This window comes from Bradyrhizobium acaciae (genome assembly GCF_020889785.1).
GTDB classification, from domain to species: Bacteria; Pseudomonadota; Alphaproteobacteria; order Rhizobiales; family Xanthobacteraceae; genus Bradyrhizobium; species Bradyrhizobium acaciae.
Genome location: NZ_JACMYK010000017.1, coordinates 59,484 through 84,550 on the forward strand (window position 1 = coordinate 59,484; position 25,067 = coordinate 84,550).

Genomic DNA, 25,067 nt, shown 5'->3' on the forward strand with positions numbered 1-25,067 from the left:
CTCAGACCCGGCCGGCCGCGAAATGCGGCCGCGCGGCGAGGATCGCATCGGTGACGATCTTGGCGGTCTCGGCGCAGGCCTGGGTACCGCCATTGCCGTATTGCTTCACCGCGTCGCCGACGCACCACAGGCCTTCGATGCCGGTCTCGCGCGGCAGGTCGTAGCCGGCACAGCTGCGTTGCGCCGGCCAGTCGTCGCGCATTACCCGGACCGAGAGGATTTTGGCTTGGTCGAAATTGGCGAATTGTTCGCGCAGATCTTCGAGCGCCAGCGCGACCTCGGCATCGCCATCGAAATCGCCGAGCGCAGGCACCGGCACTGCATAGGCGACGTAAAGGTGCCAGCCGGGCGGAGCCAGCTCCGGACAGGTCGCGGAGAGGTTCGCCATGTTGCAGAGCCGGCGCGTCTTGCCGAAGGTGACGATGCCGGGATGGTTGATCAGCGGCTCGCGGCTTGCGACATTGATCACGATGTTGGCGGCCGGGCGGAGGTCGTTCTTGACCTTCGCGATGTAGTCCGCCGGGAAGGCTTCGCTGCCGGCGAGCGCGACGGTGGCCTTCGGTCCGGCATTGCTGATCACGAGGTCGGTGTCGATCCGCACCCGCTCGCCGTTGCGCAGCACGGTGACGCCTTCGACCTTGCCGTTGGAAGTGTGGATCGTGGTCGCCGGGGTTTCGAGCCAGATGTCGCCATTGCGCCGGATCGCGCTGCCGAGGCTGTTCCAGACGCCGATCGTGCCCTGCGGGCAGAAGCCGAACTTCTTGAAGGCGCCCTTGCTGGTGAAATAGGTCAGGAAGGCGCGGGCCGGCAGCTCGGCGGCGTTGCAGGCGAAGATCGCCGCGCAGAGATTGCGGAACAGTGCGTGCACCGTGGCGTTGCTGGTGTAACCCTTCAGCCAGTCCTCGGTCGATTGCCGCCCGTCGGGCAGATTACCGGAGCGCGCGTCGGCGAATTTCTCCAGGATGCGCGAGGCCTGCTTGGTGAGCTGCCCGAGCAGCAGCGACCAGCCGCCGCGGCCGACATCGATCACCTTGCCGTCGATGAAGAACGAGCTCGCGGGCTCTGGCGCACGGATGTCGAGCGGCGCGCCGACGGTGTGGAAGGTCTCCTCGAACACGCCGCCGAACTCGATCGCGATCGCGCCGATATTGACCTTGAAGCCGTCGATCTCCTCGGTCGAGGCGCGTCCGCCGAGCCTATTCTTGTCGTCGACGACGAGCGTATGCAGCCCGCCATGGGCGAGGCGCGCCGCGGCGCACAGCCCGCCGGCGCCGGCTCCGATCACGACAGCATCGACCTTATGAGCATCCACGCGCAGCCTCCCTCGATGCCGCCGGGTTGCTCCCGGCGTGCGCAATCCGCTTGCCTGATGACAGGCACGATAATATAATCCGACCGGTCGTTCAAATTATTTTTTGACGCAGGTCAATGCAGCGGCGTCGGTTGCTCGACGAGTTCTGGTGGATGGTGCCCGCAAAGGGGAGGAGAGCGCGGAGCGGCAGTAGTATAGAGAGACGGCGGCCGGCCGATTCCGGTGGCGCGATGGTGCACGAGAGAGACGGGTATGGCGCGGACGCGCTCAGAAAACTACGACGAGATCCAGCAGGGCATCCTCACCACCGCCTGCGGCCTGTTCGCGCGGCAAGGCTACATGCGTGCCTCGATCGCGGACCTTGCGGATGCCTGCAAGCTGTCGCGCGGCGCGCTGTATCATTATTTCGACTCGAAGGAAGCGATCCTGTTCGCGATCCTCGATGCGCATATCCGCGAGATGATCGCCGATGTCGAGGCCGCGATGGCCGGCAAGGCGGCGACGCTGGAGCAGTTCCGCGCCGCGATTCAGGCCATCGTCGCGCTCAATGCGCGCTCGAGCGACGAGCAGCGCGTGATCCTCAACGACCTCTCGTTCCTCGGCGAGACCGAGCAGGATGCGATCAAGGCGCTGGAGCGCCAGATCGTCGACACGGTCTCGGATCTTCTGGTCAAGCTCGACAAGGAAGGCAGGATCGTCAAGCGGACGAAGAAGATCTACAGCATGATGCTGTTCGGCATCCTGAACTTCAGCCACACTTGGTACGACCCGAAGGGGGGCGTCGATCCCAGCGAGTTCGCCGACATGGTGGTGGACCTGTTCCTGTACGGCTTCACCATGCCGGTGCCGGCAAAGGACACCGCGCGGCCGCTGCGCCAGCGCGCCTGAGGCCATCGCGGCGGCCAGTGACAGGCTTTATCACCTCGTCCGCACATTCTTGTGAATGCCGGTAGGGGTCCCGCGTGTAACGCGCGCGCGGCGCGCTGCGTAGTCCTGCCACGCGCGCCACGAAGGCGGCATCGCAGCGAGAGAAGAAGCATCCACATGAATCTGTCGTTCAACATCGCCGAACGAGGCGAGGGGTCTTTTCGTCTGCTCGCGATCCTGCGCTGGGTCATGGTGGTGATCTTCGTGTCGTTCGGCATGCAGAAGTTCACGCTGCAATCGGCGCAGGGCATCGCGCAATTCATCAGCAACAGCCCGTTCGTCTCTTGGCTGTCGGTGTTCGGCCTCCGCGGCGAGGCCTATGTGCTCGGCGTCACCGAGTTCGGCATCGCCGTGCTGCTTGCCGCCGGCGCGTTCAACCCGATTCTCTCGGCGATCGGTGCGCTGATGGGCGTGATCACCTTCGCGGTGACGTGGTCGTTCTTCTTCACGACACCCGGGGTGGTCAAATGGAGCCTATCGACAGACCCGATGGCCTGGAACCTGGCCGGCGAGTTTCTGTTCAAGGACATCGTGCTGCTCTGCGTCTGCCTCGTGCTGCTGCTGGCGTCGTTGCCGCGCTCGATCGTCCGGTCAGGTACTGCATAGACGCGCCGTCGATGGTTAACCCCTGCATAATCGCGCATCGCGCACATCCGGGATTTGGAACCGGACAATTCGTCGCAGCCGGCCATGTCTTGTAACTCGAATCCGAAGGGGCTACGCAACCCTTGATTGACGAATTGTTGCTAATAGGAAACGGTCCCCGGTTGGGAGCGGAATGTGACGAAGTCAGGCATATCGGCGGTCGCCCCGGCAAGCGTTGGTCTTGCCTGTCCGTCGATGCGAACCCCTAACATTTTCAGACGCTCGGCTTTTTTTTAGTGTGATTGCAGTTCCCGCACCGTGGCTGGAGTGGGAGGGCGGTCGCGATCACGACTTCCGGCAGTGACCGCCGGAACAGCGATCGGGCCGCCCGTTCCCCAGCCGGGACGCGTTACGGTGGAACGCGCAATCGTGAATTCGGGAGCGTAGGTTCCATCGCTAGGATCGTGATGTCGCCATCTCTCGATGGCTGAACGGTTCAGCCTGCGGGCTACATCGCAATATCGCTCCGATTCCGCTCGTTATGAGACAATGGGTTCCCGTCCGGATCGCCGCCGTCCTGCTTGCCGTCGCTGTTAACGCGCTGACGGGAGCACGCGCGGATTCCGACATGGATGCGCAGATCAGGGACATCGTCACCACGGAACTGGCGCCGACCGCGACTGCCGCCGATCCTGGCGGCCTCGCGGCGGCGGTCTATGCCGGCGGCCAGGTCGCCTTCTTCACCTACGGTTACGCGGACGCTGCGGCGAAGCGGCCGGTCACTTCGGACACGCTGTTCAACCTCGCCTCGCTCCGCAAGCTGTTCGAGGCGACGCTGGTCGCGCTCGGTACCGAGCGCGGCGAATTGCAGCTCGACGATCGCGTCGGCAAGTATCTGCCCGAATTGCACGGCGACTATATCAGCCGCGTCACCATCGGCGAGCTCGTCAACCACACGTCCGGGCTGCTGCTGCCGACCGATCATCCGCCGTGGCCGAACGAGACCTTCAGCCGCGATCAGTTCATCGCGATGCTCAATTCATGGACGCCTCAGAAGGGAGAGCAGCCGGGCAAGCAGCGCATCTACAGCCATGCCGGCTATGTCCTGCTGCAACTGGTGCTGGAGCGGCACTACGGCGCGCCGATCGCGACGCTGATCGAGAGCCGCATCCTCAGGCCGCTCGGCATGAGCTCGACTGTCGTTCCGGATCGCGGCGAAGACGACCGCGCGTCGATGGCGCCGGAGATCATGCGGCGCATGGTTCAGGGATACTCGCGCGACGGCACGCCGATCGGTCCGCCCGGCGATCAGCAAAGCTATTACGATTTTGCAGGCACCGGCCAGATGTTCTCGTCGGCGCGCGATCTCGGCATATTGCTGGGCGCTTGTCTCGACGGCGCCGTGATCGATCCCGAATTGCGCGCCGCATTGCAGATGACCCTGCGCGAGAGTTATCGCGTCGATGCGAAGTTCGGCCAGGCAATGGCGTGGGAGCATGTGCGGCTCGACGGCGTCACCGTCATCGACAAGCCCGGCGGTCTCAACAACGCCTCGGCCTATATCGGCCTGGTGCCGGCGCGCAGGTTCGGCATCGTGTTGCTCGCCAATCGCGGCGACTATCCGCATGAGATCGCGCGCTACAAGATCCTGCCGGCGCTCGCGCAGCTCTGATCAAACCAAAATACCCTCACAACACGACGTGCCAATCCGATGACACGGCCCGCGCAGCCGGGCAGGGGATGCATGCAAAAATCGTCATGGCGCGGAACCATGATCGGCTGTATAAGCCGGTAGCTTCTTCTCCATTCTGAAGAGGCTGATATGACTGATTTACACAATCCCGATTTGCACAACACTGATCTTCACGCTTGGCTCGCGCAACAGCCGCATGGCTTGCGGACCTACCGAACCCTCCAGGAAAAACTCGAGACCTTGAGCAGGCATGAGCCCGAGCAACGGGCGATGTGCCGGCTGCTGAGCGGTCTCGTCGGCAATTACATCGAGGCCTTCGATGAGGAGCCGTTGCCTGTGGCGGTCGCCGATCGCGCCTATGGCCGGCTGCTCGATCTCGTCGCAAGCCTTGATTTCAAGGGAAATCCCGACCGTCGCCTCGCCGACATCAACCGTATTGCGTCCTGCGATTTGGTGAACTGATCGGCCTAGCGGCGCGCCGCGGCGAGCTCGCGATAGAGCGCGGCGTAGCGGCCGGCGCGATTGTGCCAGGAGACATCGGTGGCCATGCCGGCCTGTTGCAGCCGGCGCCAGGTCACCTTGTCGTTGAACAGCAGGTTCGCCTTGCGCAAGCCATGAGCAAGCGCATCCGCAGTGACGGGTGCGAACTTGACACCGGTTGCAGCACTGCCTGTGACGGTGGCTTCGTCGAAGCCCAGCACGGTGTCGGCAAGGCCGCCGACATTGGCAACGATCGGGACCGCGCCATAGCGCAGCGCGCAGAGCTGGGTGAGACCGCACGGCTCGAAGCGTGACGGCACCGCAAGCGCATCCGCGCCTGCCTGGATCAGATGCGCCAGCGCCTCGTCATAGCCGATCACGACCGCGATCCGTCCGGGATTGTCGCGCGCCAGTGCGGTGTAACGATCCTGCAAATCGCGATCGCCGCTGCCGAGCAGCGCGAGCTGAATGCCCTCGCCAAGCAGCGTCGGAACGGTCTCGAGCAGCAGGTCGAGGCCCTTCTGCCAGGACAGCCGGCTGATGACGCCGAGCAGCATCGCGTCCGGCGCGGCATCGAGCCCGAAGCGCCGTTGCAGCGCGGCCTTGTTGACCGCGCGCTCCGCCGGCTGCTCGGCGCTGAAGCGCGCGGCGATATCGGGATCGGTCGCCGGATTCCACACATCGACGTCGATGCCGTTGAGGATGCCGCTCAGTACGTCGGAGCGTTCGCGGAGCAGTCCGCCGAGCCCCATGCCGCCCTCGTCGCTCTGGATCTCCTGCGCATAGGTCGGCGACACCGTGGTGACGCGGTCGGCAAATTGCAGGCCCGCCTTCAACAGGCTGATGGTGCCGTAATATTCGACGCCGTGCAGCGCGTAGGCCTCGCCCGGCAGGCCGAACGTCGCCAGCATGTCCGGCGAGAATTGCCCCTGATAGGCGAGGTTGTGCACCGTCATCACCGTGCTTGGCCGCGGGGACCCGCCATAATGCAGATAGGCCGGCGCGAGCCCGGCCTGCCAATCATGCGCGTGCACGATGTCGGGGACGAAAGACGGGATCGCACCGCGGCCGATTTCCGCCGCCATCCGTGACAGCGCCGCAAAGCGGATGCCGTTGTCGGGCCAGTCGCGTCCATCCGGACCGACATAGGGATTGCCGGGCCGGGCGTAGAGATGCGGCGCGTCGAGCGCATAGAGATCGAGGCCGGCATGCGTGCCGGCGAGCACGCGGATCGGACCGCCGTAGAACTCGGGCCAATGCAGCAGCGTCTCCGCCGATGCGAGCGCGTTGAGCACAGCCGGATAGCCCGGCACCAGCGTCCGCGTTGCGACGCCGTGCTCTTTCAGCGCCGCCGGTAGCGCGCCGACCACGTCGGCGAGGCCGCCGGTCTTGACGATCGGATAGACTTCCGAGGCGACCGCGAGGACGCGCAGTGACGTCATGTCCCGAGCCTGTCGATCATCGGCTGGGTGATCAGCGTGATGCCTTGCTCGGTGGTGCGGAAGCGCTTGCCGTCGAACTCGGGATCTTCGCCGACCACGAGCCCTTCAGGAATCCGCACGCCACGATCGATCACGACGTTTCTGAGCTGCGCGCCGCGGCCGACATTCACATACGGCATGATCACCGCGTTCTCGACATTGGCGTAGGAATTGACGTGGACGCCGGTGAACAGCAGCGAGCGGCGCAGCGCCGCGCCCGAGATGATGCAGGCGCCCGAAACCAGCGAGGTCACCGCCTGGCCGCGCCGGCCGTCCTCGTCATGCACGAACTTGGCGGGCGGGGTGATCTCGGCATAAGTCCAGATCGGCCATGAGCGATCGTAGAGATCCAGCTCCGGCACCACGTCGGTGAGATCGATATTGGCTGCCCAATAGGCATCGACGGTGCCGGCATCCCGCCAATAGGCGCGGGGATCGTCGCCGGAGCGGACGCAGGAATCGTTGTACTGATGCGCGATCGCGCGGCCGTGCTTCACGATGTAGGGAATGATGTCCTTGCCGAAATCGTGGCTGGAGTTCGGGTCGGCGGCATCGCGGCGTAATTCGTCGAACAGGAATTCCGAATTGAAGACATAGATGCCCATGCTGGCGAGCGACTTGTCCGGTTTGCCGGGCATCGGCGGCGGATCAGCCGGCTTCTCCAGGAAGGACTCGATCAGGCCGTTCTCGTCGACATGCATGATGCCGAAGCCGGAGGATTCCGCTCGCGGCATTTCCAGGCAGCCGACGGTGACGTCGGCACCACTCTCGACATGCTGCTTCAGCATGATCTCGTAGTCCATCTTGTAGACGTGGTCGCCGGCGAGCACCAGGATGTACTTGGTGCCGTGCGCCTCGATGATGTCGATGTTCTGGTAGACCGCATCCGCCGTGCCGACATACCACATCGTCTCCGAGACGCGCTGGCTTGCGGGCAGGATGTCGAAGCTCTCGTTTCGTTCCGGGCGGAAGAAGTTCCAGCCGCCCTGTAGATGCCGGATCAGGCTGTGTGCCTTGTACTGGGTCGCCACCGCGATGCGGCGGATGCCGGAATTCACCGCATTGGAGAGCGCGAAATCGATGATGCGCGACTTGCCGCCGAAATACACCGCCGGCTTGGCGCGCCTGTCGGTGAGCTCCTGAAGTCTGCTGCCGCGTCCGCCGGCCAGCACGAAGGCGAGGGCGTGACGCGACAATGGTTCATTTCCGACAGTTCTCATGGTCATCCTCCCAGAGCCTCAGGCGTGCCCCGCTGCCTTCTCTTGTCCGGAAGGCCTGATCGGGCGCCAACGGGGCCGATCGGGAACGTAGCAAGTGCGTCCCGGTTGGGCAAAGCGGGATGGCAGGTTTTCGTTCCCTGGATTGCGGGTCCCGGGCAGCGGGGTTGCGACTTGGTTAAGCCTATTGACGAGCCGCGATTTCGGCCTAGAGCAAGCCTGCCCGTTTCCTGCCCAGGCCAACATTCCATGACAGTTTTGTCCGTCACGCCCCAGACCGTCCGTGCAACGCTCTTGCTGCGCCGGGAGATTGCGCTGCTCGACGTCAGGCACGAGGCGGAATTCGCCACCGGCCATCCGCTGTTTGCCGCCAACATGGCCGCCGGCCGGATCGCGCTCGAAGCCGAGCTGCGGTTGCCGCGCAAGGACGTGCCGATCGTTCTCTATGACAATGGCGAAGGCCTGGTCGCTGCCGCGGCCGACCAGTTGCGGGCGCTGGCCTACGACAACGTTGCGGCGCTGACGGGCGGCCTGCAAGGCTGGAAGGCGGCCGGCTATGAGGTGTTCGAGGATGTCAATTCCTATGCCAAGGCGTTCGGCGAGTTGGTCGAGGCACGCAGGCATACGCCCTCGCTCAGCGCCGACGAGGTCGCCGCGCTGATCTCGGACAAGGCCAACATCGCGATCCTCGATGTTCGCCGCTTCGACGAATATGCCACCATGAACATCCCGGGCTCGGTCAGCGTGCCAGGCGCCGAGCTGGTGCTGCGTGCCGGCAGTGCCGCGCCCGATCCCGACACCACCATCATCGTCAACTGCGCAGGGCGCACCCGCTCGATCATCGGCACGCAGTCGCTGATCAATGCCGGGCTGCCCAACAAGGTGCGGGCACTGCGCAACGGCACGATCGGCTGGACGCTGGCGAAGCACGATCTCGAGCACGGGGCCGGCAAGCGCGGCGAGATCGGACCGTTCGCGGGCGCCGGCGACAATGCGCGTGAGGTCGCCTATCGCGCCGGCGTCCGTCACATCGGCATGGACGAACTCGCCGCGCTGGAAGGTGATGCACAGCGTACGCTGTATCGCTTCGACGTGCGCGATGCCGAGGAATACGCCGCCGGTCACCTTGCCGGCTTCCGCCATTATGCAGGCGGCCAGCTGGTGCAGGAAATCGACATGGCCGCGCCGGTACGGGGCGCGCGCATCGTGCTGAGCGATGACAAAAGCATCCGTGCCGACATGACGGCGTCCTGGCTCGCGCAGATGGCGTGGGAGGTCTATGTGCTCGAGGGCGGCTATGACGGCCGGCTCGAAGTCGGCGCGCCGCGCGTCGTGCCGAGGCCGGATCCCGCGCACCGTTATCGGCGCCCCTATGAAGGCACCGGCGTCGCAGAAAAGGCGATGCAGGCCTATCTCGATTGGGAGTACGGCCTCGTCGATCAGCTTCGCCGCGACGGCACGCATGGATTTTACGTGATCTAGCGGATTACCTGGTGACGGCGGTGCATCGGTGCCGAGTTGCTGGGTCGCTCCGCCAAAATATCGAAAACAACCCCATGCACAGTAGCCGTCCATCGCTACGCTTGCTCGTGGATAGATGGATTGCTTCGTCGCTTCGCTCCTCGCAATGACGGAGTTGCCGATCTTCACTCAATCCGGGCTGAACGCGTCGTAGACCAGCTTCCTGAATGCCGGCGTGATGCGCTGGCGTTCGTTCTGGGTCTGCTCCAGCATGATGTAGATCATGTCGAGTTTCGGATCGACGCCGAAATAGGTGCCGCTGCCGCTGTCCCATTTCAACTCGCCGATCGAGCCGGGCGGCGGCGGCTTGGCAATGCCGGGATCGGTGCGCACGGCGATGCCGTAGCCGTAACCGAAGCCGTCGCCGGGAAAGTACCAATAGTCGCGGCCGACGCCGGAGCCCGGGCCGACATGGTCGCTCGTCATGGTCTTGAAGGCCGCCGGACTGAGATAGCGCTTGCCGTCAAGCTCGCCGCCATTGAGCAGCATCTGCGCGAAGCGCGCATAATCGAGAATGGTCGACACCAGGCCGCCGCCGCCGGATTCCCACTCCGGATGCGCGCGCCGGTCGTTCTCGCCGTCGATCAGGATCGTATCCGAAGGCAGCGGTTCGGCCAGCCGCGTCCGCTCGGTCTCGGCATCGAGCACGTATCGAGTGTCGTTCATCTTCAGGGGATCGAAGATGCGCTCCTTCTCGAACTGATAGAGCGTCTTGCCGGAGACGATCTCGATCACCCGGCCGAGCACGTCGGTGGAATGACCGTAGCGCCACAGCGTGCCGGGCTGTCGCGACAGCGGCAGTTTGGCCAGCCGCGCGGTGAATTCCTTATTGTCGAATTTGCCGTCGAACAGATGTCCGGCGCGGTAGATCTTCTGGATCCAGTCGGCGCCGATATATTCGTAGGTGATGCCCGAAGTGTGCCGCATGATATCTTCGATGGTCACGGGGCGGATCGGCGGCACCAGTTCCACCTTGGCAGGATCGTTGCCGCCATCCGGTTCGATCGCGACCCTCACGTCGGCGAACGCCGGAATGTATTTCGACAGTGGATCTTGCGGCGACAGCTTGCCCTCGTCGACCAGCATCATCGCGGCGGTGTTGGTGATCGGCTTGGTCATCGAATGCAGCGCGAACATCGTGTCCGGGCGCATCGGTGATTTGGTCGTGACGTCGCGGTCGCCGAAGGTCTTCAGATAGACCGGCTTGCCGTGCTGCTGGATCAGGATGACGGCGCCGGGAATGCGACCGCTGGAGACCTCGGTGTTGAAGAACTCGGTGATGCGTTCGAGCTTCTCCGGCGACGGGACAGGGGCATCGGTGGCGCGCGCGGCGCCCGATATGACAAACGCAAGACACGAGATCGCGGTCGCACGAAGCGTCCGCAGGGCAAGCTGGATCGCCCGATCGTATCCACATGACATTGAGAAGCTCGCCCCTGCCTGATGCCCTGAACGCCGCCACTTCTAGCCCAGGCGCCCCCGCACCATAATCATTTTCAAGCGCGTTTATTCCCTAACGATGGTCGAATTCTAAACAATCTGCGTGGCGCCGACGGGCGTGCGCACCGCATTCGACAGCACCTGCAGCGCCTGGCTCAGTTCCGCGCGATTGCGCGCGGCGCCGAGCGAGACGCGCAAGCCCCGCGGCGCGGCATCGCCTGCCGCGAAGGCGTCCTCGGCGACCACGGCGAGCCCGTTGCGCATCAGATGCGACAGCAGGTCGGTGCCGTCGAAATGCTTCGGTAGCGGCATCCAGAGATGGTGGCTGGCCGGGCGTGCCGCATAGGTCACGCCCTTGAGGAAGCGAGCGGCAAGCTGCTGGCGGGCGGCCGCCTCGTTGCGGATGGCGCGGATGATGTCGGCGGCGACGCCGGAGCGCAGCCATTGCGTGACCAGCGCGACCATTAAGGATGGCGGCATCTGCATGGTGGCCTGCATGCTGGCGCGCATCCGCTGCTCGGCGCTCGCATCGGGCGCCAGCAGATAAGCGACGCGCAACGCCGGCGCGATGCATTTGGCGATGCTCGCGGCGTAGTAGGTATGCTCTGGAATCAGGGTGGCGATCGGCGCTACCTGCGGTTCGAGCGGGCCGTAAACGTCATCCTCGATCAGGACGCAGCCGCGTTTCCGGATGATATCGGCGATTGCCTTGCGGCGCGCCGCGCCCATCGTCGCCGTGGTCGGGTTCTGCTGCGTCGGCACCAGATAGATCGCCTTCGGCTTGTGCTTGCGGCAGGCATCGTCGAGCGCGTCGGGCCTCGCGCCCTCCGCGTCCATCGCAACACCAACGAGGCGGACATCGAGGCGTGCCGCCGCGGCTTTGATGCCGGGAAACGTCAACGCTTCCGTCAGCACCACATCGCCGGGTGATGTCAGCGCCAGCAGCGCGTTGAAGATGATCGCCTGTGAACCCGGATAGATCACGATGCGGCCGGCCGATGCGTTCGACACACGCGGTGCGAGCCAGGCGGCACCGACCTCGCGTTCGTCAGCGGTGCCGCCGGGACGCGTATAGCCGAGATAGGCGGAAAAGCCGGCCTCGGAGCGGATGTTCGCAAGTCCCTGCGCGATGCGCAGATCGAGATTGGCTTCGACCGGCTGCGGCGGCAAATTCATCGACAGGTCGATGTTGACGGGCGTGGCCAGGTCGGATGCCGCGCGCGCGGTGGTCTCCGAAACGAAGGTGCCCTGGCCGACGCGGGCGTCGAGCAGGCCTCGCCGCCGCGCCTCGCCATAGGCGCGCGTCACGGTGGTCAGATCGATGTCGAGCGCCGTTGCCAGCGCACGGTGGGTCGGCAACCGCTGACCGCGCACCAGCCGGCCGCTGGCGATGTCGGCGGCGAGCGCGTCGACGATGCGTAGGAACATCGGGCCGTGCCATTCCGAAACTGTAGGGATCCAATCCATGCAATCCAGCGCTTTGTCTTTGATTGTCGGTGTTGAAATACATATTGTATGGATCATCAGATCAGGTCAAGGATTACGCAAATGACCGAGACGGTTTCCCTGCCAAAGGCGATGTTGCGCGGCTTTGCGATGAAGTGCCCGAACTGCGGGCGCGGCCATTTGTTCGGCCGCTTCCTCAAGGTGGCTGATCATTGCGAGGTCTGCGGCGAGGACTTCACCCCGCAGCGTGCGGATGATTTTCCGGCCTATCTCGTGATCGTCGTGGTCGGCCACGTCGTGGTGCCGGCGCTGCTCTGGATGGAAATGACCTACGCGCCACCGGCCTGGCTGCAACTGGCAATCTGGCTGCCTGTCACGCTGTTCAGCGCATTGGCGCTGCTGCAGCCGACCAAGGGCGCGATCGTCGGCTTGCAGTGGCAGCTCGGGATGGAGGGGTTCGCGGCGACGCGGCGTGCAGCCGCGCCGGTGCGGAACATCGTGGGCTCTGTAGGGCGGATTAGCAAAGCGTAATCCGCCGCTCTGCTTGCGACGAAGGTGGCGGGTTACGCCTTCGGCTAACCCACCCTACAAGATCAAATCGGATGGTGATGCGGCCGGAACATCCGACCCATTTCCGTCACCAGTACTACCGCAAGCGCGGCCAGCGTGCAGAGGAAGAAGCCGGTCGCGAACGGCAGCAGCGTGCCGTCGTAGTCCTGGCCGATCCTGGTGCCGACGCCGATCCCGATCAGCGTGGTGATGGTGCCGTAGAGCGAGGAGGCGGTGCCGGCAATCTTGCCCTGCGGCTCCATCGCGAGCGCCGTGAAGTTCGCCATCATCAGCCCGAATGCGAACATCATCAGGCCGGCCAGCACCATGAACAGCGGCAGGGACAGCGTGTCGGTCTTCACCGCGATGAACAGTGCGCCGGCGACGACGGCAAAGCCGGTGAGTGCGGCGTGCGAGATCACCCGCATGCCGATGCGGCCGACGATGCGCGAATTGAGGAAGCCGGCGATCGCGACGCCGACCGCGCAGGCCGCAAACGCAACCGGGAAGTAATGCCCGAGCTTGAAGACCTCGGTGAAGATCTGCTGCGACGAAAACACGAAGGCGAACAGCGAGCCCTGCACGCCGCCGGCGGCGAGCGCATAGCCGAGCGTCTGGCGGTTGGTGACGGTCTGGCGGAACGCCGACAACACCTCCGGGATCGCCAGCGACTTGCGCAGCTCCTTGGGGAGCGTCTCCGGCATCCGCATCGCGCTCCAGGCCAGCGCGATCACGCCGTAGATCATCAGCAGCACGAAGATGCCGCGCCAATGCGTCAGCAGCATCACGGCCTGGCCGAATGACGGCGCGATCACCGGGACTGCGATGAACACCATCATCGCCAGCGACATCACGCTCGCCATCCGCCGTCCGGCGTAGCAGTCGCGCACGATCGAGGTCGCGATCACGCGTGTCGCCGCGGTGCCGAGCCCTTGCAGCGCGCGCGCCAAGAGCAGCGTCTCGAACGAGGGCGCCATGATCGCGAGCAGGCCGGCGATGGTGTAGACCGTCATGCCGCCGAGCAGCACCGGGCGGCGGCCGAAGCGGTCCGACAGCGGGCCCATCACGAACTGGCCGACCCCGAAGCCGACCAGGAAGATCGACAGCACCATCTGCGGGCGGTTGGCGTCGGCGATCTGGAACGCGGAGCGGATGTTCGGCAGCGCCGGCAGCATCATGTCCATCGCCAACGGGTTCAGCGCCATGATGGAAGCGATGACGACGACGAATTCCGGAAATCCCATCGGGCGGTGGCCTGAGGAAACCCAGGCATCGGCATTGATGTCAGACACTTACGACCTCTTGGAGAGCATCGGATCATAATGCTCTTGCTGCAATGCACAATCGGCGTTTTGGCATGGGAGACCGTCGGCGGCGGGTGCTGTCGGTATTTTAGCCTCAGTGTCCAGGATCGAATTTGAGAGTGTCCCAGTTCGGATTACGAGTACGGAAACCGTACCTTGGCGGTCGTTCTGGGTATGAGTACGGAGCCACCCATCCGATGTTCTACCCATGTCCGGCCTTTGATCCAGATCACAGGATTTAATCTTAGGAGAACGAACCGGGGGCAACGGCACGTGATATGATATCGCTATCACCGGCCGAGGCTCTGCCTGTAGGCGTCGGTGGCTGAGAGACCAAGGTGCTCCCGCCTGCATAATCGGGGAGCACAGCCATGGCATTGCGGCGCGGAATCTATCGTCCATCCCAGCGAGAAGCTGAGAACTTGCGGGTTCTGCAAGAGTTCGTCAGAGAAGCCGCCGAATTCCTGAAGCGGTTTCCAATGCCCGACACATTCATCGGCCGGAAAACACAAGAGCCTTTCCCCAGAGAGAAAACACCACCCGCGCGGGCGAGCCATCATAGTTAAATGCCAGGCTTGAGAACACCGGGTTAGGGTTCGCGGGCAACGGGGTAACGACGATGCCGCACCGCATGTACCGCGCACTGGAGCGCGAGTGCCACCTGCAAGCTGCCATCACTGGGCACCAAGAGGCCAAAGAAGAGCTCGAAAAAATGGAGCGCGAGTACAAGGTTCTCGCTGATTGGCTAGAGGCAGGTCAAAGAGCGGACCAGCAACCGCCGTCCGCAGGCCCTGATTGAAGATGGAATTCGGCGCGCCATCCAAGAGGAATGGTTGAGCCCTGATGACGTTCGAAAAGTACAGCGGCCCGGGTAATCCCGATTCTATCCACACTTGGCAAATGCGAAGGCCGCTGTCGGCTCAAAAAACGGCCCCAGCGAGGGGACACCGAGGCCAAGTCTACATACGTCATATCCGGCGTACCCGGCGGGGAAGACGCCAGACCGGAAGCTAACCGGCGCCGAATGCACCTCGTTCCGCAAGTGAGCGAAATTAACCTGTGTAACTGACTCCGGCGAGTTCCCAGCGCATCTTTAGGGCGATTGGGTGGGCCGCCGTGAACGAGTACCGCATCTACATTCTAGATGACGAAGGCCACGTTGATGCCCCGTCCATCAACGTCACATGCAAGTCCGATGACGAGGCCCTATCGTCCGCCCGCAAGTTCCTCGACAAAAACATCGTCGAAGTTTTTCGAGGGGCGCATCTAGTGGGCCGCCTCGTACCCACCAAGCGCAATTAATCCCAGAGCGCAGTGTCCTGGTTGTTCTTCCGAGTGTCCTAACCAGGACAGCACCCGGCGGCGGGTGAGGTAGCCGGGTCATGGAACCGGCTACGGGAGCCGGTAGCGCAGGAATATCGTTGCTACTGCAACTATTTACTCGTGCCGCGCGGAAACCTCTGCTATCCCGCTACCAGCATCCGTGTGGGCAGGCGCATCGCCGCCGATCACGCCCGCACGGCCAAGAACGGTTTTGGGGAGGCCACATGTCCATCGAACTATCCGCGCGTTCGCGCGGCGCTGAACTGTCGGATGAGGAACGCAAGGTTCTCACGGCAACGCTCGTCGGCACCACGATCGAGTGGTACGACTTCTTCGTCTACGCGCAGGCCGCTGGCCTCGTGTTCGGCGCACTGTTCTTCGCACCGATGAACGCGAACAATCCGCTGCTGGCGCAGATCATCTCGTTCGCGACGCTCGGCCTCTCCTTCCTGTTCCGTCCGCTCGGGGCCATTGTCTGCGGCCATCTCGGCGACCGCTTCGGGCGCAAGAACATGCTCGTCGTCACGCTGCTCTTGATGGGGGCTGCGACCGCGCTGGTCGGCCTGTTGCCGACCTACGCGCAGATCGGCGCCTGGGCGCCGGCACTCCTTATTCTGCTCCGCATCCTGCAGGGTTTCTCGGCCGGCGGCGAGTGGGGCGGCGCGGCGCTGATGGCGGTGGAATCGGCTCCGCTCAACAAGCGCAGCTTCTTCGGCTCGTTCCCGCAGATCGGCACGCCGCTCGGCATGATCCTGGCGACCGGCGTGCTGTGGGTGCTGACCACGATGCTCGGAAAGCAGGCGATGATCGAATGGGGCTGGCGGATTCCGTTCCTGCTGTCGATCCTCCTGATCGTCGTCGGCATCGTGATCCGCCGCACGGTTGAAGAGTCTCCGGTGTTCAAGGCGATGCAGCGCCGGCACAAGGAATCCTCTGCGCCGCTCAAGGAGCTGATGCGCAATCACAGTAAGGAGATCCTGCGCACCGCGTTGATCTTCATGGCCAACAATGCGGCCGGCTACATCCTGATCGCGTTCATCATCAGCTATGGCGCCAACACGCTGAAGATGCCGTCCGAGCAGCTGCTCTTGATCGGCACGCTGGCGGCGGTGAGCTGGTTCATCTTCACGCTGCTGGGCGGCATCCTCGGCGACAAGATCGGCCGCGTCCGCTGTTTCCAGATCGGCTACACCCTGATGGTGCTGTGGGCGGTGCCGATGTGGTTCCTGATCGACAGCAAGAATCTGTTGCTGTTCTTCGTCAGCGCCGTCGGCCTCACCATTGCGCTCGGCCTGTCCTATGGCCCGCAGGCCGCGCTCTATGCCGAGCTGTTTCCGGCCAAGGTGCGCTATTCGGGCGTCTCGATCGGCTATGCGCTCGGCGCCATCTTCGGCGGCGCCTTCGCGCCGATGATCGCGCAATGGATCATCGGCACCTACGGCGAGTCCTGGCGCGTCGGCGTCTACATCGCGGTGCTGTCGCTGATCTCGCTGATCACGGTGTCGACGATCAGGGATCCGCAAGGCGTCGATCTGAACGTGAAGGATGCGGGCGGGTAGCGCTGCAGGGGCGCTAACCGCCAAGCAACGCCTTCAACTTCAACACCGCGCTGTCGGGCGTCGTCAGCACCTCGCGGCCGGTGACCTCGGCGACGCGCTCGGCCGCCGGCGCCATGCTGTACTGGGCGAGCGCGATCAGATCGCAGTCGCGCAAATCGCGGCTGGCCTCGACCAAGATGCGGTCGTGCTCGGCACGATCGCCGCGGTCGAGCGCCGCCAGCGCACCCTCGGCGAGTTTCGGCACCAGCGTGACCGAGGACGGGAATTCCGGCGGCATCGACACCAGTGTCGGCGGGAAGGTCGAGAGCAGGCCGATGCGCTTTCCCTTGGCGACCGCTTGTTCAATCATCGCCTCGTTCGGCTTCAGCACCGGCATCGGCGCGTGCGCGCGCGCCACCGCCTCGATGCAGGGGCCGAACGCCGAGCACGTGAACAGGATGCCGCTGGCGCCGGTGCTTGCTGCATAGCGGCCCATGGTGAGGAACCGCTCGGTCATTCGCTCGGTGAGCTTGCCGTCGCGTGCAAGATCGGCCGACAGGCTGTCGTCGAGCAAATTCATCAGCCGCGCCTCGGGCCAATGACGCGCGAACGACGCCTCGATCGGCACGATCGAGTGTTTCAGGGCGTGAATTAGCGTGATGCGCATGAGCTGTTGCCGATTGATCTGCCTCTCCCCGCTCTTCGCGGGGAGAGGCGAAGAGCGTTACTTGAACGGGATCGCGTACATCAATCCGCCCTTGCTCCAGGTGCCGTTGAGGCCGCGTTCGAGCTTCAGCGGGCTGGCCTTGCCGACATTGCGCTCGAAGATCTCGCCGTAATTGCCGCCAGCCTTGATCGCTGCGACCAGCCATTTGTTGTCGAGGCCGAGCCGCGAGCCGAGATCGCCGGATGCGCCGAGCAGGCGCTGGATCGCCGGGACCTGCGACTTCGTCATCTCGTCGACATTGGCCTGCGTGACGCCGAGCTCTTCGGCTTCGACCAGGCCGTAATGCAGCCAGGTGATGATGTCGCTCCACACTTCGTCGCCGTTGCGGGTGAACGGGCCGAGCGGCTCCTTGCTGATGGTCTGCGGCAGCACGACATAGTCGTCGGCCTTCGGCGCTGCGGTTGCGACCGCGCCGGCGAGCGCCGATGCGTCCTGGGTCATGGCATCGCAGCGGCCGCCGAAGAAGGTCTGGTACATGGTGTCGGGGCGATCGAACACCAGCGGCTTCCAGTCGATGCCGTTGGCGCGGCCGTAATCGCCGAGCGTCACCTCATGCGTGGTGCCCTGCGCGACGCAGACGGTGGCGCCCTTGAGGTCCTTCAGCTCCTTCACGCCGAGGTCCTTCTTCACCACAAAGCCCTGGCCGTCGTAGAAATTGACCGGGCCCTGGCGCAGGCCGAGCGTGGTGCCGCGCAGATAGGTCTGCGTCGAGTTGCGGTAGAGCACGTCGATCTCGCCGGACTGCAGCGCGGTGAAGCGGTTCTGCGCGGTCAATGCGACGTAGCGCACCTTGGCGGGATCGCCGAGAATGCCGGCGGCGAGCGCGCGGCAGTAGTCGACATCGAGGCCCTTGAAGTTGCCCTGCGAGTCCGGCGCCGAGAAGCCGGCAAAGCCGGTCGAGACGCCGCACACCAGCGTGCCGCGCTGCTTGATGGTGTCGAGCGTCGCCGCGCTTGCGCTCGCGACGCCGGCGACCAGAACGGCTGCGGTAATCAATCCCCTGTACATTTTACACCTCCTCCTAGTGACCAACATCTTTCAACGCGCTGTCTACCGCAGCGCCGAGCCTTTCGACGATCATGTCGATGTCGCCGGAAGTTGCGATATAGGGCGGGGCGAGCAGCACATGGTCGCCGCGCTGGCCGTCGGCGGTACCTCCCGACGGATAGCAGCCGAGGCCGCCGGCGAACGCCGCCGACTTGATCCGCTGATGCAGCTTCAGCTTGGGATCGAACGGTTGCCGGGTGCCGCGGTCGGCGACCAGCTCGATCCCCCAGAACAGTCCGCGGCCCCTGATGTCGCCGACATGGCGATGGTTGCCGAAGCGTTCGATCAGCCGCTGCTCGAGTTGGCGGCCGCGCTCCTTGACCTGGTCGAGCAGTCTCTCCTCGGCGATCGTTTTCTGCACTTCGAGCGCGGCGGCGCAGGCGAGCGGATGCGCGAGATACGTATGGCCGTGCTGGAACGCGCCGGAGCCGTTGCGCACGGTATCGACGATGCTGCTGCCCGCAAGCATCGCGCCGATCGGCTGATAGCCGCCGCCGAGGCCCTTGGCGATCGCCTGGATGTCGGGCGAGATGCCTTCCTGCTCCCACGCATGCAGCGTTCCGGTACGGCCCATGCCGCACATCACCTCGTCGAGGATGAGCAGCGCGCCGTGGCGGCTGCAGATCTCGCGCACCGCCTTGAAGTAACCTTCCGGCGCCGGCACGCAGCCGGCGGTGGCGCCGACCACGGGCTCGGCGATGAAGGCGGCGACATTCTCAGGGCCGAGCCGCTGAAACTCGGCTTCCAGTTCGGCGGCGAGCCGCGCCACGAACGCGGCCTCCGATTCATCGTCGCGCTTCTCGTGATAGGCGAAGGCGGGCGTGACGTGGCTGAACGAGGGCGACAGCAGCGGCGCGTAGGGCTCGCGGCGCCAGGCATTGCCGCCGGCCGACAGCGCGCCGAGCGTATTGCCGTGATAGCTCTGGCGGCGCGCGATGAAGCGCGCGCGCTTCGGCTCGCCGCGCTCGATGAAATATTGCCGCGCCAGCTTGATCGAGGCCTCGATCGCCTCCGATCCGCCGCTGACGAAATAGACATAGCCGAGGCCGCCGGGCTCGTGGCCGACCAGCCGCTCGGCGAGCTCTTCCGCAGGCTCGGAAGAGAAGAAGCCGGTGTGGGCATAGGCAATCTTCGATGCCTGCCTGGCGATCGCGGCCAGGATCCGCGGATGCTGATGGCCGAGACACGACACCGCGGCGCCGCCGGAGGAATCGAGAATGCGGTGGCCATCCTCCGCGATCAGCCAGACGCCGTCGCCGCCAATCGCTTTCGGCGGGGTCTCGCGCAGGCTTCGGTGCATCACGCGGCTCTTGTCGGCGGCCATGATACTTATCCTTTCTCGACGGTATATTGCGACATCCTGGCAAGCCGGCCCTCGGTCTCCTCCAGCTTGCGTTTTGCGCCTGCGCCGCCCAGCGTGAAGGCGACGGCCGCGAGCGACTGGGCGACGGCGATCGCGCCGGTGAGGCTCGGGAAGAAGCCGGGCGAGGAGGCGGCCTCGAACAGCAAGAGATGATCGGCGCCTTCGGCCATCGGCGCCGTGATCGTATCGGCGATCGCGATCAGCGTGGCGCGCGCTGATGTGCCGCACGCGCCGTCTCGACGCTGACCAGCGTGTAGGGCGCGAAACCGATCACGACCACGGCGTCGTCTGAGCGGAAGGCGCCATGGTCGAGATCGAACGGGCCGGAACCGCCGACCAGTTGCACCGCGTCGGGGCGGAACAGGCGGAGCTGGTAGGTCAACAGCTCCGCAACGCCGCGGCAGCTGCGGAAGCCTGTGATCCAGATCCGGTTGGCTGCGTGCAGCGCACGCGCGGCGTCCGCAATCGCGCTCGCGGAAATGCGCGCAAGCCCCGCGGCTTCAGCCTCGAGCTTGTCGTGCACCAATTTGACATCGGCATTCGGCCCGGCGCGGCGGCTCTTCGCGCGGCCGGAGAACGGCGAGCCCTGCGCCGGTCGCCGCGCCTCGGTGAGTGCGGCGCGCAATTCGTCCCAGCCTGAATAGCCGAGCGCCTTTGCCAGACGGGTAAAGGATGCAGGATCGGCGCCGGCGACGGAGGCAAGCTCGCGCATCGAGCGGGTGGTGGCGTCGTAGTCATTGGCGGCGACGAACCGGCCGACCTCCTGCAAGCGCATCGGCAGCGAGGGCAGTGCGCTGCACAATTCGTTCAGGGGCGATGGTTTCGGCTGAGCCTGGGCCATGAAACATATGTTGCATGAATATTAATTTGGTGCAACATATGAAGTGCGCAGTCTGGAGCTTCCCGTTCCGATGCAATCCTCACAAGGATCCTTGTGCTGTGACGACATCGACGCCGAAACGCCCTCCCGCCCGGCCCTGGCGGCTTTCGCTCAGCGATCCCCGCGTCGCCGGCCTGTTCTGGCAGGTCCTGGTGGTCGGAATCGCAGTCGCCATCGTCGTCTGGCTGTGGTCGAACGCGGTGCATAATCTCTCGGTGCGGCGCATCTCGACCGGCTTTGCCTTCCTCGGCCGTGAAGCCGGCATGCCGATCGCGGATTCCTGGATCGACTACACCCCGAAGAACACCTATCTGCGCGCCTTCATCGTCGGCATCGTCAACACGCTGCGCGTGGCCGTCATCGGCATCGTGCTGGCGACCGTGATCGGTACGCTGGTCGGTATCGCGCGGCTGTCGTCGAACTGGTTGCTGGCGCGGCTCGCCGCCGTCTATGTCGAGGTGCTGCGCGACCTGCCGCTGCTGCTGCAGCTGCTGTTCTGGTACGTGCTGATGCAGGGCCTGCCGGCAGCGCGCCAGGCGTTCAAGCCGATCGAGGGAGTGTTCCTCTCCAATCGCGGGCTGATCCTGCCGTCGGTCCCGCTGCAGGAGGCCAATTGGTGGACCATCCTTGCGCTGGTCGCCGGCCTTATCGTGCTCCATCTCGTCAGGCGCCGCCTGATCGCGCAGCAGATGCTCGACGGCCGGGCGCGGCCGGCCTGGCCTTACGCGCTCGGCCTCGTCGTCGTGCTGCCCGCGCTGGTGTCGTTGCTTATGGGCGCAAGCTGGAGCATCACGCTGCCCGAGCTGCGCGGCTTCAACTTCGTCGGCGGCTTGACGCTCGCGCCGGAATATTTCGCGCTGCTGATCGCGCTCGTCACCTATACCTCGGCCTTCATTGCAGAGATCGTGCGCAGCGGCATCCAGGCGGTGCCGCGCGGCCAGTCGGAGGCCGCCAAGGCGCTCGGGCTGAAGCGCGGCTTCGTGCTGCAGCACATCGTGCTGCCGCAGGCGCTGCGCGTCATCATCCCGCCGATGACCAGCCAGTATCTCAACCTGACCAAGAATTCGTCGCTCGCGGTCGCGGTCGGCTATCAGGACATCGTCTCGATCGCCAACACCACGCTGAACCAGACCGGGCAGGCGATCGAGTCGATCGCGCTGATCATGATGGTGTTCCTCACCATCAGCCTCGGCATCAGCCTGTTCATGAACTGGTACAATGCGCGGATCGCGCTGGTGGAGCGCTGACATGAGTTCGGTCGCCCACCTTCCGCAGGATCCGCTGCCGATCAGCCCGCGCCCCGCACCGCGGGCGCTCGGCGGCCATTTCACCGCGTGGCTGCGCGCCAACCTGTTCGCCTCGATCCCGTCCGGCATCATGACCTTGCTGCTGCTGTTCGTGCTCGGCAAGGCCTGCATCGGCCTCTGGCAATGGGGCATCGCCAACGCGGTCTGGGTCGTCTCCGGCAACGACACCAGCGCCTGCCGCGCGCTGCGCGGTGTCGGCGCCTGCTGGGCGGTGGTCCCGGAGAAGTATCGCTTCATCCTGTTCGGCACCTATCCGTTCGATGAGCAGTGGCGGCCGGCGCTTGCGGTTGCGATCTTCATCGCGCTGTTCGCTGTGTCGAGCCGCCGCAGCTTCTGGCGCAAAGAGCTGTTCCTGCTGTGGGCCGCCGCCCTGGCCATGATCGGATGCCTGATGTGGGGCGGCTTCCTCGGTCTGTCCTTTGTCACCCAGGACCGCTGGGGCGGGCTGCCGGTGACGTTGATCCTCGCGACTTTCGGATTGGCGTTCGGCTTCCCGCTCGGCATCCTGGTCGCGCTCGGCCGCCGCTCGAAATTGCCGGCGATCCGCTCGCTCTGCGTGCTCTATGTCGAGCTGATCCGCGGCGTGCCGCTGATCAGCCTGTTGTTCATGGCGAGCGTGATGTTCCCGCTGTTCATGCCCGACGGCGTCAACATCGACAAACTCTTGCGCGCGCAGATCGCCTTCATCCTCTATGCCGGCGCCTATCTTGCGGAAGTCGTGCGCGGCGGCCTGCAGGCGGTGCCGCGCGGTCAATACGAGGCCGCCGATGCGCTCGGGCTATCCTACTGGGAGAAGCACGCGCTGATCGTGCTGCCGCAGGCGATCCGCCACGTCATCCCGCCGCTGGTCAACACCTTCATCGCCTTCTTCAAGGACACCAGCCTGGTCCTGATCATCGGCATTTTCGATCTCTTGACGACGGCGAAGACCGCGATCGTCGATCCGGCCTGGCAGTCCTTCAGCGTCGAGGTCTACGTCTTCGTCGGCGTGATCTACTTCGTGTTCTGCTTTGCGATGTCGCGCTACAGCCGCAGCCTCGAGGCGCAACGCGGAACGAACTGAGCGATCGTCGCTCGATTCCCCAAATGTTCAGTCTGCCGTCATGCCCATGATGAGCCCCGGGCAGGACGACCCTTTGGGGCGATCGCCCCTTGCCAAGCCGTCCCGATCCTATTTATGATCATAAATGGATAAATCGGCTCTACCCACCCTTGACCCCTCGCGCCGTGCCTCGATCAAGCGCAAGCGCTCGGACGCGGTCGCCGATCTGATCCGCAGCCACATCTTCCAGGCCGGGTTGCAGCCCAACGACCGGCTGCCGCAGGAGAGCGAGCTGATCGAGATGTTCGGTTGCAGCCGCTCGACCATCCGCGAGGCGCTGAAGTCACTGGAAGTGCAGGGGCTGGTGCAGAACACCACCGGGCCCGGCGGCGGCGCGCGGGTGGCGCCGGTGTCGATCAACCGGATCGTCGGCCTGCTCAGCAACTACTTCTATTTCCAGTCGGTCTCTACCGCGCAGATCTACCAGATCCGCCGGCTGATCGAGCCGGAGCTCGCCTTCAGCGTGGTCGGCCACCTTACGCCTGCGCATTTCGCCGCGCTCGACAAGGCGATCGCGGTCCAGGAGCATCATCCCGGCGGTGACGCGGACTGGGAGCATCACCGCCACGCCGAGATCGATTTCCACGACATCCTGATCGAGGCCTGTCCCAATCCGCTGCTTGGCCTGATGTGCCGCTTCATCAACGAGGCGATCCGCCATCTGATCGGCAAGCTCGGCGTGCAGGAATTCGCATCCAGCTTCACCTGCGACAACATCGAGTTTCACAAGCGCCTGATGGCCGCGTTCCGCTCCGGCAACGCGGCGCGTGCCCGGCGCGTGATGCTCGACCATGTGCTGAGCGCCGAGGCCGTGGTTGTTCCCCCGGAAGACCGCCGCATGGATCTGCCCGTCTTTCACCGGCCGTTGCGGCTCGACTGACCCGCATCGGCTGACTGCTGCATCACGCGTTGGAGGAATCAACAATGGTCACGCGGCGCGAGAATGAGTTGTGGAGCTGGTCGGCGGTCGACCTGGCGCGTGCGATCGCGACGCGTGCGATTTCGAGCCGCGAGGCCGTGCAGTCCAGCCTCGATCGCATCGCCGAGGTCAATCCGGCTTTGAACGCCGTGGTCGAAGTGCTCGCCGACGAAGCGCTGGCCGCGGCGGATACCGCGGACGCCGCTGTGAAATCCGGCACAGAGCTCGGCGTGCTGCATGGCGTGCCGGTCACGATCAAGGTCAATGTCGACCAGCGCGGCCACGCCACCACCAACGGCGTCGTCGCCTTCCGCGACGTCATCGCGGCCGAGGACAGTCCGGTGGTCGCGAATTTCCGCAAGGCGGGCGCCGTCATCGTCGGGCGGACCAACACGCCGGCGTTCTCGCACCGCTGGTTCACCAACAACGATCTGCATGGCGCGACCTACAATCCGTGGGGTCGCCGGCTCACGCCGGGCGGCTCCAGCGGAGGTGCCGCGTCGGCGGTCGCTTCCGGAATGGGCGCGATCGCGCACGGCAACGATTTCGGCGGCTCGATCCGCTATCCCGCTTACGCCTGCGGCGTCGCCGGCCTGCGTCCGACGCCGGGGCGGATCCCCGCATTCAATCCATCGGCCACCAGCGATCGTCCGATCACGGCGCAGATGATGTCGGTACAGGGGCCGCTCGCCCGCTCGGTCGCCGATCTCGGGCTCGGCCTTGCCGCGATGGCGCAACCGGATGCGCGCGACGGCACCTGGATGCCGGTGCCGCTGCAAGGCGCAAAGCTCAATCGTCCGGTCGGTGTTGCGATCGCGGCGGCGCCGTTCGGCGACGAGGCGCCGGAGGTGAGCGCAGCGGTCCGCGCCGCCGGACGCTGGCTCGCGGAGGCCGGCTTTGCGGTGG

At 64.8% G+C, this 25,067-nt stretch carries 23 protein-coding genes; 12 read left to right on the plus strand and 11 right to left on the minus strand.

Going from position 1 to position 25,067, the window contains the following annotated elements; translation table 11 throughout:
* Position 1: 1 nt before the first annotated feature.
* A complete protein-coding gene (locus tag H8A92_RS10455; protein ID WP_229195723.1) occupies positions 2 to 1,312 on the minus strand; it encodes a phytoene desaturase family protein in 1,311 nt (436 codons plus the stop codon).
* Between the two features lie 252 nt (positions 1,313 to 1,564).
* On the opposite strand from H8A92_RS10455, the gene H8A92_RS10460 reads away from it, so the two are divergent.
* The 4 genes from H8A92_RS10460 to H8A92_RS10475 all read left to right on the plus strand — a co-directional run bounded on the left by H8A92_RS10460 (position 1,565) and on the right by H8A92_RS10475 (position 4,979).
* Positions 1,565 to 2,200 carry a TetR/AcrR family transcriptional regulator gene (locus H8A92_RS10460; protein ID WP_229195724.1) on the plus strand — a complete coding sequence of 212 codons (636 nt, stop codon included), beginning with the start codon at positions 1,565 to 1,567 and terminating at the stop codon, positions 2,198 to 2,200.
* Between the two features lie 156 nt (positions 2,201 to 2,356).
* Positions 2,357 to 2,845, plus strand: a complete 489-nt coding sequence (locus H8A92_RS10465) for a DUF417 family protein (RefSeq protein ID WP_229195725.1) — start codon at positions 2,357 to 2,359, stop codon at positions 2,843 to 2,845.
* Between the two features lie 607 nt (positions 2,846 to 3,452).
* Positions 3,453 to 4,496, plus strand: a complete 1,044-nt coding sequence (locus H8A92_RS10470; RefSeq protein ID WP_229195726.1) for a serine hydrolase — start codon at positions 3,453 to 3,455, stop codon at positions 4,494 to 4,496.
* 150 nt (positions 4,497 to 4,646) lie between these two features.
* Positions 4,647 to 4,979: a hypothetical protein gene (locus H8A92_RS10475; RefSeq protein ID WP_229195727.1), complete on the plus strand. Its 333-nt coding sequence runs from the start codon at positions 4,647 to 4,649 to the stop codon at positions 4,977 to 4,979.
* Positions 4,980 to 4,984: 5 nt separating this feature from the next.
* Here H8A92_RS10475 and glgA read toward each other — a convergent pair whose 3' ends face one another.
* Together glgA and glgC are read right to left on the minus strand one after the other, a co-directional pair.
* On the minus strand, positions 4,985 to 6,439 hold the full coding sequence (glgA, locus tag H8A92_RS10480; RefSeq protein WP_229195728.1) for a glycogen synthase GlgA: 1,455 nt from the start codon (positions 6,437 to 6,439) through the stop codon (positions 4,985 to 4,987).
* Positions 6,436 to 7,698, minus strand: coding sequence for a glucose-1-phosphate adenylyltransferase (gene glgC / locus H8A92_RS10485; RefSeq protein ID WP_229183003.1), 1,263 nt, complete (start codon positions 7,696 to 7,698; stop codon positions 6,436 to 6,438). Before glgC ends, glgA begins: the two co-directional genes overlap by 4 nt.
* Positions 7,699 to 7,944: 246 nt before the next feature.
* Between glgC and H8A92_RS10490 the strand changes: the two genes are divergently transcribed.
* Positions 7,945 to 9,177 (plus strand): rhodanese-like domain-containing protein, encoded by a 1,233-nt coding sequence (locus H8A92_RS10490; RefSeq protein ID WP_229195729.1) that lies wholly within the window; start codon positions 7,945 to 7,947, stop codon positions 9,175 to 9,177.
* 168 nt (positions 9,178 to 9,345) lie between these two features.
* Here the strand turns inward: H8A92_RS10490 and H8A92_RS10495 are convergent, their stop codons facing one another.
* Positions 9,346 to 10,638, minus strand: coding sequence for a serine hydrolase domain-containing protein (locus H8A92_RS10495; protein ID WP_229195730.1), 1,293 nt, complete (start codon positions 10,636 to 10,638; stop codon positions 9,346 to 9,348).
* A 108-nt stretch (positions 10,639 to 10,746) separates the two neighbouring features.
* Positions 10,747 to 12,084 carry an aminotransferase-like domain-containing protein gene (locus tag H8A92_RS10500; protein ID WP_229195731.1) on the minus strand — a complete coding sequence of 446 codons (1,338 nt, stop codon included), beginning with the start codon at positions 12,082 to 12,084 and terminating at the stop codon, positions 10,747 to 10,749.
* Between the two features lie 120 nt (positions 12,085 to 12,204).
* Between H8A92_RS10500 and H8A92_RS10505 the strand changes: the two genes are divergently transcribed.
* Positions 12,205 to 12,633, plus strand: a complete 429-nt coding sequence (locus H8A92_RS10505) for a DUF983 domain-containing protein (protein WP_229195732.1) — start codon at positions 12,205 to 12,207, stop codon at positions 12,631 to 12,633.
* A gap of 62 nt (positions 12,634 to 12,695) precedes the next feature.
* On the opposite strand, the gene H8A92_RS10510 is transcribed toward H8A92_RS10505, so the two are convergent.
* On the minus strand, positions 12,696 to 13,895 hold the full coding sequence (locus H8A92_RS10510; RefSeq protein WP_233285385.1) for a multidrug effflux MFS transporter: 1,200 nt from the start codon (positions 13,893 to 13,895) through the stop codon (positions 12,696 to 12,698).
* A gap of 679 nt (positions 13,896 to 14,574) precedes the next feature.
* Between H8A92_RS10510 and H8A92_RS10515 the strand changes: the two genes are divergently transcribed.
* Complete coding sequence (locus tag H8A92_RS10515) at positions 14,575 to 14,754, plus strand: hypothetical protein (protein WP_229195734.1); 180 nt, start codon at positions 14,575 to 14,577, stop codon at positions 14,752 to 14,754.
* A gap of 748 nt (positions 14,755 to 15,502) precedes the next feature.
* Positions 15,503 to 16,837 carry an MFS transporter gene (locus H8A92_RS10520; RefSeq protein WP_229195735.1) on the plus strand — a complete coding sequence of 445 codons (1,335 nt, stop codon included), beginning with the start codon at positions 15,503 to 15,505 and terminating at the stop codon, positions 16,835 to 16,837.
* Between the two features lie 13 nt (positions 16,838 to 16,850).
* Here H8A92_RS10520 and H8A92_RS10525 read toward each other — a convergent pair whose 3' ends face one another.
* From H8A92_RS10525 to H8A92_RS10545, 5 genes are read right to left on the minus strand one after another with little or no spacing between them, the layout of a single operon-like run.
* Complete coding sequence (locus tag H8A92_RS10525; RefSeq protein ID WP_229195736.1) at positions 16,851 to 17,483, minus strand: aspartate/glutamate racemase family protein; 633 nt, start codon at positions 17,481 to 17,483, stop codon at positions 16,851 to 16,853.
* A gap of 57 nt (positions 17,484 to 17,540) precedes the next feature.
* On the minus strand, positions 17,541 to 18,551 hold the full coding sequence (locus tag H8A92_RS10530) for an amino acid ABC transporter substrate-binding protein (RefSeq protein WP_229195737.1): 1,011 nt from the start codon (positions 18,549 to 18,551) through the stop codon (positions 17,541 to 17,543).
* 13 nt (positions 18,552 to 18,564) lie between these two features.
* A complete protein-coding gene (locus H8A92_RS10535; protein WP_229195738.1) occupies positions 18,565 to 19,914 on the minus strand; it encodes an aspartate aminotransferase family protein in 1,350 nt (449 codons plus the stop codon).
* Positions 19,915 to 19,919: 5 nt separating this feature from the next.
* The gene (locus H8A92_RS10540) at positions 19,920 to 20,123 is read right to left on the minus strand and encodes a hypothetical protein (RefSeq protein WP_229195739.1); all 204 of its coding nucleotides are present in this window, start codon (positions 20,121 to 20,123) and stop codon (positions 19,920 to 19,922) included.
* Positions 20,124 to 20,152: 29 nt separating this feature from the next.
* Positions 20,153 to 20,794, minus strand: coding sequence for a MurR/RpiR family transcriptional regulator (locus H8A92_RS10545; protein ID WP_229195740.1), 642 nt, complete (start codon positions 20,792 to 20,794; stop codon positions 20,153 to 20,155).
* A gap of 98 nt (positions 20,795 to 20,892) precedes the next feature.
* On the opposite strand from H8A92_RS10545, the gene H8A92_RS10550 reads away from it, so the two are divergent.
* The 4 genes from H8A92_RS10550 to H8A92_RS10565 all read left to right on the plus strand — a co-directional run.
* Positions 20,893 to 22,080 carry an amino acid ABC transporter permease gene (locus H8A92_RS10550; protein ID WP_229195741.1) on the plus strand — a complete coding sequence of 396 codons (1,188 nt, stop codon included), beginning with the start codon at positions 20,893 to 20,895 and terminating at the stop codon, positions 22,078 to 22,080.
* 1 nt (position 22,081) lies between these two features.
* Entirely contained in the window at positions 22,082 to 23,203 is a 1,122-nt protein-coding gene (locus H8A92_RS10555; protein ID WP_229195742.1) for an amino acid ABC transporter permease, read from the plus strand.
* Positions 23,204 to 23,327: 124 nt separating this feature from the next.
* Entirely contained in the window at positions 23,328 to 24,122 is a 795-nt protein-coding gene (locus tag H8A92_RS10560) for a FadR/GntR family transcriptional regulator (protein ID WP_229195743.1), read from the plus strand.
* A 44-nt stretch (positions 24,123 to 24,166) separates the two neighbouring features.
* Positions 24,167 to 25,067, plus strand: a 901-nt coding sequence (locus tag H8A92_RS10565; RefSeq protein ID WP_249795535.1) for an amidase, incomplete at its 3' end; no start/stop codon positions are given.

What these genes read in the sequence shown, in the direction of transcription:
- H8A92_RS10535 (WP_229195738.1), bottom strand. Translation starts at nt 19,914, where the DNA reads ATGGCCGCCGACAAGAGCCGCGTGATGCACCGAAGCCTGCGCGAGACC.
- H8A92_RS10475 (WP_229195727.1), top strand. Translation starts at nt 4,647, where the DNA reads ATGACTGATTTACACAATCCCGATTTGCACAACACTGATCTTCACGCT.
- H8A92_RS10520 (WP_229195735.1), top strand. Translation starts at nt 15,503, where the DNA reads ATGTCCATCGAACTATCCGCGCGTTCGCGCGGCGCTGAACTGTCGGAT.
- H8A92_RS10545 (WP_229195740.1), bottom strand. Translation starts at nt 20,794, where the DNA reads ATGGCCCAGGCTCAGCCGAAACCATCGCCCCTGAACGAATTGTGCAGC.
- H8A92_RS10525 (WP_229195736.1), bottom strand. Translation starts at nt 17,483, where the DNA reads ATGCGCATCACGCTAATTCACGCCCTGAAACACTCGATCGTGCCGATC.
- H8A92_RS10540 (WP_229195739.1), bottom strand. Translation starts at nt 20,123, where the DNA reads ATGGCCGAAGGCGCCGATCATCTCTTGCTGTTCGAGGCCGCCTCCTCG.
- H8A92_RS10470 (WP_229195726.1), top strand. Translation starts at nt 3,453, where the DNA reads ATGGATGCGCAGATCAGGGACATCGTCACCACGGAACTGGCGCCGACC.
- H8A92_RS10465 (WP_229195725.1), top strand. Translation starts at nt 2,357, where the DNA reads ATGAATCTGTCGTTCAACATCGCCGAACGAGGCGAGGGGTCTTTTCGT.
- H8A92_RS10460 (WP_229195724.1), top strand. Translation starts at nt 1,565, where the DNA reads ATGGCGCGGACGCGCTCAGAAAACTACGACGAGATCCAGCAGGGCATC.
- H8A92_RS10510 (WP_233285385.1), bottom strand. Translation starts at nt 13,895, where the DNA reads ATGGGATTTCCGGAATTCGTCGTCGTCATCGCTTCCATCATGGCGCTG.
- H8A92_RS10515 (WP_229195734.1), top strand. Translation starts at nt 14,575, where the DNA reads ATGCCGCACCGCATGTACCGCGCACTGGAGCGCGAGTGCCACCTGCAA.
- H8A92_RS10495 (WP_229195730.1), bottom strand. Translation starts at nt 10,638, where the DNA reads ATGTCATGTGGATACGATCGGGCGATCCAGCTTGCCCTGCGGACGCTT.
- glgC (WP_229183003.1), bottom strand. Translation starts at nt 7,698, where the DNA reads ATGAGAACTGTCGGAAATGAACCATTGTCGCGTCACGCCCTCGCCTTC.
- H8A92_RS10490 (WP_229195729.1), top strand. Translation starts at nt 7,945, where the DNA reads ATGACAGTTTTGTCCGTCACGCCCCAGACCGTCCGTGCAACGCTCTTG.
- glgA (WP_229195728.1), bottom strand. Translation starts at nt 6,439, where the DNA reads ATGACGTCACTGCGCGTCCTCGCGGTCGCCTCGGAAGTCTATCCGATC.
- H8A92_RS10500 (WP_229195731.1), bottom strand. Translation starts at nt 12,084, where the DNA reads ATGTTCCTACGCATCGTCGACGCGCTCGCCGCCGACATCGCCAGCGGC.
- H8A92_RS10505 (WP_229195732.1), top strand. Translation starts at nt 12,205, where the DNA reads ATGACCGAGACGGTTTCCCTGCCAAAGGCGATGTTGCGCGGCTTTGCG.
- H8A92_RS10530 (WP_229195737.1), bottom strand. Translation starts at nt 18,551, where the DNA reads ATGTACAGGGGATTGATTACCGCAGCCGTTCTGGTCGCCGGCGTCGCG.
- H8A92_RS10555 (WP_229195742.1), top strand. Translation starts at nt 22,082, where the DNA reads ATGAGTTCGGTCGCCCACCTTCCGCAGGATCCGCTGCCGATCAGCCCG.
- H8A92_RS10560 (WP_229195743.1), top strand. Translation starts at nt 23,328, where the DNA reads ATGGATAAATCGGCTCTACCCACCCTTGACCCCTCGCGCCGTGCCTCG.